General features: G+C 67.8%; 9 protein-coding genes. 5 read left to right on the top strand and 4 right to left on the bottom strand.

The genetic code is table 11. The annotated features are described in order from the left end of the window. Positions 1–4 precede the first annotated feature (4 nt). Together ABZ942_RS39735 and ABZ942_RS39730 are read right to left on the bottom strand one after the other, a co-directional pair. Positions 5–2,110, bottom strand: coding sequence for a glycogen debranching N-terminal domain-containing protein (locus ABZ942_RS39735; protein ID WP_357391412.1), 2,106 nt, complete (start codon positions 2,108–2,110; stop codon positions 5–7). A 28-nt stretch (positions 2,111–2,138) separates the two neighbouring features. Beyond that, a complete protein-coding gene (locus tag ABZ942_RS39730) occupies positions 2,139–3,188 on the bottom strand; it encodes a glycosyltransferase family 4 protein (protein WP_357391411.1) in 1,050 nt (349 codons plus the stop codon). Positions 3,189–3,515: 327 nt separating this feature from the next. On the opposite strand from ABZ942_RS39730, the gene ABZ942_RS39725 reads away from it, so the two are divergent. Both ABZ942_RS39725 and ABZ942_RS39720 read left to right on the top strand, forming a co-directional pair. After that, positions 3,516–4,151: a response regulator transcription factor gene (locus ABZ942_RS39725; RefSeq protein WP_357391410.1), complete on the top strand. Its 636-nt coding sequence runs from the start codon at positions 3,516–3,518 to the stop codon at positions 4,149–4,151. Between the two features lie 8 nt (positions 4,152–4,159). After that, complete coding sequence (locus ABZ942_RS39720; RefSeq protein ID WP_357391409.1) at positions 4,160–5,359, top strand: ATP-binding protein; 1,200 nt, start codon at positions 4,160–4,162, stop codon at positions 5,357–5,359. Positions 5,360–5,365: 6 nt separating this feature from the next. Here ABZ942_RS39720 and ABZ942_RS39715 read toward each other — a convergent pair whose 3' ends face one another. Next, the gene (locus tag ABZ942_RS39715; RefSeq protein WP_357391408.1) at positions 5,366–6,139 is read right to left on the bottom strand and encodes a sigma 54 modulation/S30EA ribosomal C-terminal domain-containing protein; all 774 of its coding nucleotides are present in this window, start codon (positions 6,137–6,139) and stop codon (positions 5,366–5,368) included. Positions 6,140–6,284: 145 nt separating this feature from the next. Between ABZ942_RS39715 and ABZ942_RS39710 the strand changes: the two genes are divergently transcribed. The 3 genes from ABZ942_RS39710 to ABZ942_RS39700 all read left to right on the top strand — a co-directional run bounded on the left by ABZ942_RS39710 (position 6,285) and on the right by ABZ942_RS39700 (position 12,308). Continuing rightward, positions 6,285–8,027: a GAF domain-containing sensor histidine kinase gene (locus ABZ942_RS39710; protein ID WP_357391407.1), complete on the top strand. Its 1,743-nt coding sequence runs from the start codon at positions 6,285–6,287 to the stop codon at positions 8,025–8,027. A gap of 374 nt (positions 8,028–8,401) precedes the next feature. Further along, positions 8,402–9,739 carry a diguanylate cyclase gene (locus ABZ942_RS39705; protein WP_357391406.1) on the top strand — a complete coding sequence of 446 codons (1,338 nt, stop codon included), beginning with the start codon at positions 8,402–8,404 and terminating at the stop codon, positions 9,737–9,739. Between the two features lie 328 nt (positions 9,740–10,067). Next, positions 10,068–12,308, top strand: a complete 2,241-nt coding sequence (locus ABZ942_RS39700; protein ID WP_357391516.1) for an ATP-binding domain-containing protein — start codon at positions 10,068–10,070, stop codon at positions 12,306–12,308. 134 nt (positions 12,309–12,442) lie between these two features. Here the strand turns inward: ABZ942_RS39700 and ABZ942_RS39695 are convergent, their stop codons facing one another. Continuing rightward, positions 12,443–12,895 carry a universal stress protein gene (locus ABZ942_RS39695; protein WP_357391405.1) on the bottom strand — a complete coding sequence of 151 codons (453 nt, stop codon included), beginning with the start codon at positions 12,893–12,895 and terminating at the stop codon, positions 12,443–12,445. Between the last annotated feature and the right edge of the window lie 8 nt (positions 12,896–12,903).

The following is a 12,903-nucleotide window of genomic DNA, read 5'->3' as shown; positions in this document are numbered from 1 at the left end:
GACGTTAGGTCCGCCGCAGGTCACCGGACAAACCGCGGACCTGCCAGCCCTCCGCGTCCACCGTGACCGACAGCACGTCCGAGCCGACGCGCAACCCGCCGACCTGCAAGGGCAGGTAGCGAGCGGGGACCACTGGCGCGACCGACAGCACCCCCTCCGGAACACTCGGTTCCAGTCTCAACAGCGTACGCAAAAACAGCAGCGGCGCGGCAGCGGCCCACGCCTGCGGCGAACAGGACGTCGGATAGGGCACGGGGATGTCGAATTCGGCGCGGTCGAAACCGCAGAAGAGTTCGGGCAGCCGGTAGCCGAACCGGGTCGAAGCGTCGAGCACGGCCGTGACCACCTGATTCGCGTGCTCGGTGAAGCCATAGCGCATCAGGCCCGCGGCGCAGATCGCGTTGTCGTGCGGCCAGACCGAGCCGTTGTGATAGCTGACCGGGTTGTATGCGCCCATTGACGTGGCCAGCGTGCGGATCCCCCAGCCGCTGAACATCTCCGGCGAGAGCAGATGGTCGGCGACCCGCTCGGCCTTGTCGTCGTCGATGATCCCGGTCCACAGGCAGTGCCCGATATTGGAGGTGAGCGCGTCGATCGGGCGCTTGTCCTGGTCCAGTCCGATCGCGAACCAGCCGCGATCCGGCAGCCAGAACGCCTCGTTGAAGGCGGTTTTCAACTGTGCGGCCTTGGCGCGCCAACGTTCTGCGGCCGGGTGATCGCCGGTGCCCGCGGCGAGGGTGGCGCGTGCGACATACGCCGCGTAGGTGTAGCCCTGCACTTCGGCCAGGGCGATCGGCGCTTCGGGCAGCGTGCCGTCCGCGAAGTTCACTCCGTCCCAGGAGTCCTTCCAGCCTTGATTCGCCAGGCCGTGCTCGGCGGCGCATTGATATTCGACGAAACCGTCGCCGTCCAGATCGCCGTAGCGTTCGATCCACTCCAGCGCGCGATCCGCGTGCGGCAGCAGTTCGTCGCGGATCCGCGCGTCCAATCCCCAGCGGTACAGCTCGCCGAGCAACATCACGAACAGCGCAGTCGCGTCGGCGGTGCCGTAATACGCGGTGCCGCCGCCGAGCAGCAGCGTCGCCGCGCGCCCGAACCGCACCTCGTGTGGGATCCGGCCCGGCTGTTCTTCGGTCGCCGCATGCACTTTCGTCCCCTGCAGGTCGGCCAGGCTCTGCAGCGTGCCGACCGCCAACCTGCGGTCCAGCGGCAACACCATCCACGAGGTGAGCAGCGAGTCGCGACCGAACAGCGCCATGAACCAGGGCGCGCCTGCGGCCACCACGGCACGGTCCGGATGGTCTGGATCGAAGATGCGCAACGCACCGAGATCGGTGAGTGTGCGTTGCAGTACCGACGCGAGGGTTTCGTCATCGGTGCGTACGGTCGGCGAGTTCGCGTACCACTCGCGCAGTCGTTGCGCGGGCGCGCTGTGGTTCACCGGTACCCCACAGGGATAGCGCGGCGGCGCGGGATCGGCGTCGAGCGCGGGCAGGTACTCGATGCACGCGGACCATTCAGCGCGTCCGGGAAGTGTTACTTCCCAACACAATTCGCGATCGGTCGCGCTGGCTCCGCTACCACGTACCGTCACCGCCACACCGAGCTCGGCACGGATGATCTGAATGGCACCATCGATGGCACGCGCCGAGGTGACCACCTCGTGCTCGTGGCCGATGCGACCTTCCTTGACCTCGAAGAGATCGGCGAAATCGGCGTCCAATTCCAATCGGATCGCACACTCCAGCGGCGCGCCGGAAAGGTTGCGCACCACCAGATCCTCGCGCATACCGTCACCGACGTGCCTGCCGATGATCACCAGCGCAGTGCTGTCAGCAGTGCCCGGCCGCGGCGCGGTCCGGGCAAGCAGCGTCGCGCTATACGGCTCGTCGTACCGCACAGTGAGCGGCTCCGGCTCCCTGCCGTCGACGGTCAATCGCCAATGCGACAGCACCCTGGTGTCGCGAACGAACAAGCCCGCCGCGCGATTCGGACTGATCGCACCGCTGACCTCGCTGATACAGAAGGTCGAGCCCTCGACCAAGGTGACCCCGGCGTTGATCGCCGTCGGTGCTTCCGTGTCCGAGCCGTCGCCCCAAGGATGGGTCACCACGCAGCCCCGAGGGCGCTCGGCAAACTCACGCCACCGTGGTGGGCACCATGACCCGGGTCGTCCGGTCGGACAGCAGGCGGCGATACAGCCGCTCGTGATCGCGTGCCATCCGCAGCCTGCCGAACCGCTGCTCCGCCGCCGCCCGGCAGTCCCGTCGATCGATGGTGTGCACCTGATCGAGCGCGTCCACCATCTCGTCGACGTCGCGGCACAGGAACCCGGTCTTGCCGTGCTCCACGATCTCCGGTGCCGCGCCGTTGGGGAACGCGAGAACCGGTGTGCCGCAAGCCAATGCCTCGGCCATCACGAGACCGAACGGTTCGGGCCATTCGATCGGATTGATCAACGCGTCGGCGTGGCGCACCAATTCGACCCGGCGCGCGGTGGGTTCTTCACGCGGCTCGGGATCGTCGGGGCCCATCAGTGGACGCACCCGCTCAGTGTAGTAGCGCTGCTCCTCGGGTTCGCGCATCTTGGTGATCATGAGCAGCTTGCGCCGGGCCTGCCTGGCGATCTGCACCGCGCGGTGCACGCCCTTCGTCTCGTTCATCCGGCCGACGAACACCAGGTAACCGCCGCCGCCAGGCCCGAATCGGTGCGCGTCGAGGTCGATGCCGTGATGGATCACCTCGGCGATCGGCACGCTGCCTGCCATCCGGCGTTGCGCTTCGGAGATCGCGACGATGCTGGCGTGGCGCGCCATCGAACGGAAGAGTTCCTGACGCATCTCGGTGAACGGCCCGTGGTTGGTGACGACAACCGGTGGCCCGTCCTGGATGGCGCCGACGAACGGGCCGAGCGAGGTGTGGTCGTGAATGATGTCGACGTCGGCCAGCGTCTCGTACGCCGCGAGCACGTGCATCAGCTCGGCCTCACCGACGCCGATCTGCACGGTCGGATGCTCGTACAGCGAATACCGGCGCACCGGGCAGGTGGAATCGCCCACCGTGAACAGGTGCACGTCGTGGCCGAGCAGGTCGAGACCGACCGAGAGATTGCCGACCACCGCTTCGGTGCCGCCGTAGGCGGGCGGTGGTACCGGGACCCATGGCGGGACTATCTGCCCGATTCTCATGGGCGCCTGCGTTCTTCGACGCCACGCCCTTCCTCTGCAGGTCCCCAGTGTGCGCCGCAACCGCCGCAGCGCAAAAGGACATCGGGTAGTTCGTCGAGAAGGTCGGATCCGCAGCCCGGACAGGCGCGCGGCGATCCGAAGATCGCGCTGAAATCTAGTGTCGCTGAATATGTCATCGCTCGAGTTCCCATGTACATATGAGCCTTATGGCTCCGCTGCCCACGGCCCCTCTGGTTGACTTCATTGCAAGCTTACCCGGAACCTCGTTATCTACCCGTGGCTTTCGGGCGCTGCTTTCGTCCGGTAGACGACGACAGGGAGGCCGACGTGCTCGAGGTATTTCTGGTCGACGATCACGAAATTGTCCGGCGCGGTCTGATCGACCTGCTGGAGGGTGATCCCGAGCTGACGGTAATCGGCGAGGCGGGTGACGTGGCGCAGGCGATGGCCCGAATTCCCGTCCTGCGCCCCGATGTCGCGGTGCTCGACGTCCGGCTGCCCGACGGTAACGGCATCGAACTGTGCCGCGACCTGCTGGCCGAGGTGGAGGGGCTGCGCTGCCTGATTCTCACCTCGTACACCGATGAGCAGGCGATGCTCGACGCGATCCTGGCCGGGGCAAGCGGATACGTGGTGAAGAACATAAAGGGCATGGAGTTGGCCGCGGCGATCAAGGCGGTCGGCGCGGGCCGTTCGCTGCTGGACAACCGGGCGGCCGCGGCGCTGCGGGCCCGGCTGCGCGACGGCGCGCCCGACGACGACGGACCGCTGGCCGGGCTCACCGAGCAGGAGCGCAAGCTGCTCGCGCTGCTCGGCGAGGGACTCACCAACCGGCAGATCGCGGCGCGAATGTTCTTGGCGGAGAAGACGGTGAAGAACTACGTGTCGAGGCTGCTTGCCAAGCTCGGCATGGAGCGGCGCACCCAGGCGGCAGTGCTGGCCAGCAAGCTCGGCGAGCGCTGACTCGCGAGATGACGGGCGCCGTGCCGCACACCGTGTTCGACACGTTGCGCGCCGTCGTGGACACCGCGACCCGCATCGCTGTCGACAACGCGCGACTCTACGAATGGGCCCGCACCCGGCAGGCGTGGATCACGGCGAACCGGGATATCGCCACCGAGTTCCTCGCGGGCACCGAGCCGGATCGGGTGCTCGGGCAAGTGGTCGAGCACGCGCGCACGTTGACCCGGTCGGAGCAGGCCATCCTGGCGGTGGTCGAGCCCGGCATTCCCCCCGAGGAAGCCACGGAACTCGTTGTGGCGCAATGGTCCAGGGCAGCTGCACCCACCGAGAGACAGTATGTGCGGCTCGTCGATACCGTCGCGGGCAAGGCCTTCGCCGAGTGCACGACCGTGCATCTGGCCGACGCGCGGGGCATCGATCTCGGCGCCCCGCTCGAGTCGGCCGGACCCGCGCTGATCCTGCCGTTGCAGACGGCGGGAATCGTGCTCGGCGTGCTGATCGTGGTGCGCGCGCCCTGCGCCGAGCCGTACTCCGACGAACTCGGCGCGCTCGCCGCGGCGTTCACCGATCAGGCCGCGCTGGCCATGCAGCTGGCCGAGGCGCAGCGCCGGGCGCGCGAACTCGACGTGCTCGCCGATCGCGACCGGATCGCGCGCGACCTGCACGACCACGTCATCCAGCGGGTCTTCGCGGTGGGCCTCGGCCTGCAGGGCATGGCCGCGCGGGTGAACGATCCGCAAGTCCAGCAACGGCTTTCGGACGAGATCGACCGGCTGCAGGAGATCGTGCACGAGATCAGGACGACGATCTTCGATCTGCACGGCGGCGCGGGCGCCTCGCTGCGCCGCCGCATGGAGGACGCGGTCCAGCAGCAGACCGCGGCGACCCTGATCCGGGCGCGGCTGCGCGTCGACGGGCCGCTGTCGGTGGTGGGACCCGCGCTGGCCGATCACGCGGAAGCCGTTGTGCGCGAATCGGTCAGCAATGCGGTGCGGCACTCGGGCGGGGACGCGGTGACGATCGAGATCACCGTGGCCGACGAGTTGACCATCGTGGTCCAGGACAACGGGTCAGGCGTGCCGGACGACGTAATCGCCAGCGGCCTGGCCAATCTCGCGCAGCGGGCGGCTGAATCGGAGGGCCGGTGCAGCATCGAGCACGCCGCGTCCGGTGGGACGCGGGTGCACTGGTCGGTCCCGCTGAGCTGAGCTCGGTTACGCCGGTTCGACCATGCTGAGATCGCCGTCGTAGCGGCGGTACAGCAGTCGGCCGCGGCCGCAGGCCGGGTCGGTGAAGAACAGGAACGGCAGGCCATGCTGGCACAGGACGTGCGCGGCCCGTTCTTCGTCGAGGACGGGGGTCGGTGTCGAATCCACTGTCAGCGGAAGCAAATTCACCGTCGGCGGGCCGCTCACCGCCGCATCCTGGCGGAACAGCCGGACACCGAGCGGATCACCCCAGGCCACCACGGCGTCGGCGCCGGACTCGCTGTCGGTGAACAGATACGCGTCGTAGTCCATCGCGTCCATCACCGCCGTCGCCTCCGCCGGAGTGCCGACGAGCAGCTCGCATTTCTTGCGCCGCACGATCGGGCGCGGCTCGGTGACCTGGGCCAGCGGCGGCCGGGCCGGATCGGGCCAGTCCCGGGACCGGGTCGCCGCGAGCCGGGCCAGCTGCCGGTCGAGCCGTTCGGCGGCGAAGGTCACTGCGAACCCGCCCGGCCCGGTCACCTGCACGCGGGTGGCGATAGTGCGGCACCGAATGTTGGCCTGCACCACTGTCGCTTCGCCCGCATCGGTGGGCGCGGTGACGCGCACCCTGGTCGCCGCGTCGAGGTGGTGGCGGCGTAGCACCCGGCCGATCGCCCGGACCGCCCTCGTCACGTCCACATCCGGAACCGCACCGAAGGTGGTGACGGCTAGATCGAGATCACTTGCGGTGAGCCAGTGTTGTGGTGACGAAGAGTGCAACAGCCCCGACGACTTCATGTGACACGCCCTGCCTTCTATATTCAGATCCCGTAGCCCCATGTCACCATCGCAATGCGGTGGCGAACAGGGCCGAAAGTCCCCGAAGGTCGAACTAGACTGAGACAAGGCGCAGTTCGCGCGCCCACCACAAGGGGAAGCCGATATGACCGACGATCACGGCAACGACCCCTATTCCGTGCGCGACACCCTGTCGCAACTGCGCCTGCGCGAATTGCTCAGCGAGGTCAAGGAACGTGTCGAGCTCATTCTCGATTCCCGGGACCGAATGGACGGTTTGGTCGAGGCGATGCTGGCCGTCACCTCCGGCCTCGACCTGGACGACACCCTGCGCACCATCGTGCGCACCGCGATCAACCTGGTCGACGCCCGCTACGGTGCGCTCGCCGTGCGCGGCCACGACCAGCAGGTGGTGCAGTTCATCGACGAGGGCTTCGACGACGAAACCCGCAGTGCCATCGGACGATTGCCCGAGGGCCACGGTGTGCTCGGCGTGGTGTTCCACCAGTCGAAACCGCTGCGGCTCGATGAACTCACCAATCACCCTGCCTCCGTTGGCCTTCCACCACATCACCCGCCGATGCACACCTTTCTCGGGGTGCCGGTGCGGATTCGCGGCGAGGTGTTCGGCAGCCTCTACCTGACCGAAAAGGCAGGCGGGCAACCGTTCACCGACGATGACGACGTGCTGGTCCAGGCGCTCGCGGCCGCGGCGGGCATCGCGGTGGACAACGCCAGGCTCTACGAATCGGCGCGCACCAGACAGGCGTGGATCGCGGCAACCCGCGATATCGCCACCGAACTGCTGGCAGGCAACCAGTCCGCCAGTGTGCTCGAGCACGTGGTCGAGCACGCGCGCACACTGACCGACTCGCACCAGTCGTTTCTCACCGGTCCGGACGAGGACGGCGAGCCGACCGCGCTCGCGGTCACCACCTGGTGCGGACCCGGCGAAGGCTACGAGGGCAAGGCGGTGCCCACCGAGGGGACCGCGCTCGGCGAGGCGTTCACCCGCCGCACCCCGCTGCGCTTCGACGACGCGAGCACGGTCGATCTCGGCCTCGCGCTCCCCGATGCGGGACCGCTGCTGATCCTGCCGCTGTGCACGCCGGACACCACGCTCGGCGTGCTGACCACGGTGCGCGAAGTCGGCGCCGCCCCGTATTCCGACGAGCTGGTCGAGCTGACCGCCGCGTTCACCGACCAGGCGGCGCTGGCCATGCAGCTGGCCGACGCGCAGCAGCGGATGCGCGACATCGACATCATCGCCGACCGCGATCGGATCGCCAGGGACCTGCACGACCACGTCATCCAGCGGCTGTTCGCCGTCGGTATCACGCTGCAGGGCGCGGTTGCCAAGGCCACCGTTCCCGAAGTGCAGCAACGCCTTTCCACTGTGGTCAACGACCTACAGGAGGTAGTGCAGGAGATCAGGACCTCGATCTTCGACCTGCACGGCGGCAACGGCAATCCGCTGCAACAGCGGATCGAGCACGCGATCCGCCAGCAGACCGCCGAATCCGCACTGCGGTCGACCTTTTCGGTATCGGGCCCACTGTCGGTACTGGAGGCCGAACTGGCCGATCACGCGGAAGCCGTTGTGCGCGAAGCGGTCAGCAATGCGGCCCGGCATTCCGGGGCGAACACGGTCGCGGTGGAGATCAGTGTCGACGACGATCTGACCATCGTGGTGACCGACAACGGCTGGGGCATCCCGAATCACGTGGTGCGCAGCGGACTACGGAATCTGGAGCAGCGGGCGGAGAAGGCGGACGGGCATTTCGTCATCGGTGCGGCCGGGAACACGAACGAAGCCGGCGACGCCATGCCGGGCACCCGGTTGTGCTGGTCGGTGCCGCTGCCGGACGGATTCGGGCGAACTTCCTGAGCGACGTCGACCGGTTCGCTCGCCGCCACCGCAGTGCGCAGGCGGTCGACTTCCTGCCGAGCGAGCCATGTCACAGCGCGTGGCTGTTCGCGATGACGGCACCGATCCCGGCCAACGTCATATGATCTTGATGCTGTCTCTTGTTCGGATCGGCTCCGGGCCTGGCCACGCTCCCGCACCGACTCTTCAGCCGAACCACGGTCAGCGAGACAATTCCTGGGCACCGGTTCTGTAATGATCGCCAGACACTGTCCGATTAAGCGCCTGAACTGTGATCGAGGCAATAGCGTCGACGCTGTAGTCGCGTGCACGTCGATACGAGAATAATCCCATGCTCCACTGGCCGGAATCGGGTCGATGATCGGGGGTTAGAGGTGAGCGAGGACAAGGCAGCCGCCGCGGTCGCAGCGGCCGAGCAGCTAGCTGAGCGCTACCGTTCTCTGGTCGAGCACACGCCCGACGCCATCTGCGTGCACGAGCACGGCATCGTCGTCTACGTCAATCCCGCCACCGTGCGGCTGCTGGCCGCGGCCGGCGTCGACGACGTGATCGGCAAACCACTCACTCAGTTCGTCCATCCGAGCTCTGTGCCCGGGATGTTGGCCGGGATCAGTGCGCTGACCACCAAAGGGGCCGCCGCCGAGCCGACCGAGATCACGCTGGTCCGGGCCGACGGCGTGCTGATGCCGGTGGAGATTGTGTCGGTGCTCACCCCCTGGCACGACCACCTCGCCTACCAGGTGGTGATCCACGACCTCACCGCCCAACGCCACGCCGAGGCCGCGCAGCAGCGCGCCGAGCAGCACTTCACCACGGTCGTCTCGCAGTTGGAGGAGGGTGTGGTGGTGATCGATCCGGAGGGCCGCATCGAGTCGGCCAACCCGGCGGCCGTGCGCATCTTCGGCAGCGACGACGAGCTCATCGGCAAAACGATCCAGTCGCTGCCGGTCACCCTGCTCGACGCGAACGCACAACCGCTGGCGCCGACCCGCCATCCGATCGCCCGCACGCTGGCCACCGGCGAGACCATCACCGGCTACGTCTTCGGCGTCGACCGGGCCGACGGGCAGCGGCGCTGGCTGTCGGGCAGCAGCCGGCTGCTCAATCCCGGCGATCGGCGCTCGTCCGCGGTCTCCTCGTTCGCCGACATCACCGAATTCCGGGCCAGCAGGCGGCAATTGGAGTACCAGGCCACGCACGACTCGCTGACCGGGCTGGCGAATCGTTCGCTGATCCTGTCCCAGCTGGCCGGCGCGCTGGCCACCAGTGAAGACCTGCCGGTGTCGACGGTGCTGTTCATCGACCTGGACGGGTTCAAGGCGATCAACGACACGCTCGGGCACGCCATCGGCGACACGGTGCTGCAGATCGTCGCGCAGCGATTGCAGCGCGCGCTGCGCAGCGACGATATCGTCGGCAGGCTCGGCGGCGACGAATTCCTGGTGCTGCTGTCCGGCGGCACCCGGCGGGTGGACCTCGACGCGCTGGTGGCCCGGCTGCGCTCGACGATGGCCGAGCCGATCATCGCGCGCGGGCACCGGATCGAGGTGAACGCCTCGATCGGCGTCACCCCGCTCAACGTCAACGACCGCCGCACCCCCGAGGCCGTGCTGCACGACGCGGACCTGGCGATGTACCGGGCCAAACCGGCCAGACACCGCGAAAATACGGCCGGTTCGGTACGCAGGCCGAACAGCACACACGCGTCCTGACGGGTCCGATCGATGATTCTCGAAGAACTTCGCGGGTCGCCGGAATACCTGCGCTGCCCGAAGCTGTTACACCACTTCTATGACATGTCCACGGTCGTCGAGTCGGTAACCGTCGCGCCCAACGCCGCGAGGTCGGCGGCGCGACACCGGGTACACCTGCGGATACGGCGACCACGCCGCAATCGCAGTAGACTCGACAACCTTGTTTTCCGAACGTTCGCGTGCCTATTGCCATGCGTGTGTACCGTTCGCTCGGCTCATCGCGGTGAAGGAGTTCAGTTTGCCCGACCTCACTCAGGACCGTGCCGCTCGTGACGGCGCGCCCGAGCTGACCCGCGAGACCGAACAGGAACAGAAATACCTGTCGGTGCTGTACGACCGGCTCGACGAGATGCGCGACTACGCCCGCAACCGCCTGCGCACCGTGCTACTGGAATCCGGTGGTACCCCGCAGGCCCGCAGCGAACGCGAGTCGTTCAGCCAGCTCTACAACGAGGACCTCGCCAAATACGATGCGGCAGAACACGGCCTGTGTTTCGGCCGGATCGATCTGGCCGACGAATACCGCTACATCGGCAGGCTCGGCATCCTCGACGAGAAGGATGACTACGAGACGCTGCTGCTGGACTGGCGCGCCCCGATGGCCCGCCCGTTCTACCTCGCCACCACCGCGGCGCCGGACGGCGTGACCAGGCGCAGGCACATCCGCTCGCGCAACCGCAATGTCACCGCGATCAATGACGAGTACCTCGATCTGGATGCCGCGCGCCAGGCGGGCGCGACCGACGACGACGGCGGGGTCGGCGCCGAGAGCGCGCTGCTGGCCGCGTTGAACGCCGCACGCACCGGCCACATGAACGACATCGTCGAGACCATCCAGCACGAGCAGGACGCGATCATCCGCTCGGAGCACAAGAGCGTGCTGGTGGTGCAGGGCGGGCCGGGTACCGGCAAGACCGCAGTCGCGCTGCACCGCGCCGCCTACCTGCTCTACACCTTCCGGCAGCAGCTGGCCAAGAGCGGCGTACTGATCATCGGGCCGAATGCCACCTTCCTGGACTACATCGGCCAGGTGCTCCCCTCGCTCGGTGAGACCGGCGTGCTGCTGTCCACCATCGGCGACCTGTATCCGGGCGTGAAGGCGACTCGTGAGGACTCGTTGCGGGCGGGCGAGATCAAGGGCTCGCTCGACATCCTGGAGGTCCTGAAGCAGGCGGTCCGGGACCGGCAGGAGGTGCCTACCGAACCGGTGCGGCTCAGCTTCGACGGCTATCAGGTGACCCTGGATCGCAAGATCGCCACCCGGGCGCGCGGCCGGGCGCGTTCCTCGCGACGCCCGCACAATCTGGCCAAGCCGATCTTCACCAGCGCGGTCATCGATGCGCTCACCGAACAGCTCGCCGAGACCATGGGTTCCGATCTGTCCGGTGGCCCAAGCCTGCTCAGCCGCACCGATATTGCCGAGATCCGCGACGAGATGCGGGCCGACCAAGAGATCCAGCAGGCCATCGGCAAGCTGTGGCCGCTGCTGTCCCCGCAGGATGTGCTCGCCGATCTGCTGGCCGACCCCAAGCGGCTCGACCGCGTCGCCGGCGCACTGTCTCCGGCGGATCGCGCGGAACTGGTGCGACCGGACAACGGCGAATTCAGCGCCGCCGACGCCCCGCTGCTCGACGAGCTGGCCGAACTGCTCGGTGTGGACGACACCGAGGAACGCGAACGCTCCCGGCGCCGCTGGCGGGCCCAGCTGGCCGAGGCGCAGGACGCGCTGGACATCCTGACCGGTTCCGCCCCACAGGATCTCGAAGACGAGCTCGACCCGGAAATCCTGATGGCCTACGACCTGATCGACGCGAGCCAGCTCGCCGAACGCCAGAACGTGCGCACCAGCCAGACCACCGCCGAGCGCGCGGCCGGTGACCGCACCTGGACCTACGGGCACGTCATCGTGGACGAGGCGCAGGAGTTGTCGGAGATGGCGTGGCGAATGGTGATGCGGCGCATCCCGAATCGCTGGATCACCGTGGTCGGCGATGTCGCGCAGACCGGCGACCCGGCCGGCGCGTCGTCCTGGCAGCGGGTGCTGGAACCGTATGTGGCCAAACGGTGGAAGCTCACCGAGCTGACCGTGAACTACCGGACCCCGGCCGAGATCATGGACGTGGCCGCGGACGTGCTCGCCGCGATCGATCCGTCCGCGTCCGCACCCCGCTCGGTGCGCGACAGCGGCAACCCGCCGCGCGGATATCGGGTCACCGCAAGCGAAGTCCGCGACCAGGTCGCGAAGCTGGTCGCCGAGGAGACCGGGCCCGGCACCACCGCGGTGATCGCGCCGCACACCTTGGTCGAGGAGTTGGCCGAACTGGCCGATGAATCGGTGCGCGTACTGACCGTGCACGACGTGAAGGGTTTGGAGTTCGACGCGGTGTATCTGGTCGAGCCACAAGCGATCCTGGACGAATCCCCACGCGGCCTCAACGATCTCTACGTCGCCCTGACTCGCGCCACCCAGCGCCTAGGCGTAGTCCACAGCGAGGACCTGCCCGACGTCCTGACCGCACTGGCCTAACCGCCCCCACCGAAGGCCCCCTGCAGTCGGCCATACAGACCAAAGGCGCCCTTCAGTCGAGTGGACAGTCTCGACTGAAGGGTGCCTTTGGTCTGTCTGCCGGGCCGAAGGGGGCCTTCGGCCTGGTGGGATGGCTAACGGACCGTGTGCACGATCAGGACGTCCGAGCGGGACTTGCGGGCGACGTCCGAGGGGACGGAGCCGAGCAGGCGGCCGGTGAGGGTGTTCAGTCCACGGTTACCGACGACGAGCAGGTCGGCGTCCACGTCCTTGGTCAGCGTGAGCAGCGACTCGACCGGCTCGCCGACCACGGCGCGCTCGACGATGTTCTTCGCGCCCGCGGCGACGGCCTTGTCCCGCGCGGTGCGCAGGATCTCGTTGGTGGGGGCGGACCCGCGCACCTGGTAGGCCTCTTCCTTGAGCACGTCCGCGGCGGCGGCCACGTCGCGATCGTCGGTCGGGTAGTAAGCGCACGCGATGACCAGGGTCGCGTCGGACACTCCAGCCAGGGCGGCGGCCTTCTCGACGGCGACGTACGACGAGTCCGAGCCATCAGTACCGACAACAATGGTCCGGTAGGCGGTCATTCTCTCCT

The organism is Nocardia sp. NPDC046473, assembly GCF_040645995.1.
Taxonomy (GTDB): Bacteria; Actinomycetota; Actinomycetes; order Mycobacteriales; family Mycobacteriaceae; genus Nocardia.
This window is presented reverse-complemented; position numbering and strand designations above follow the sequence as displayed.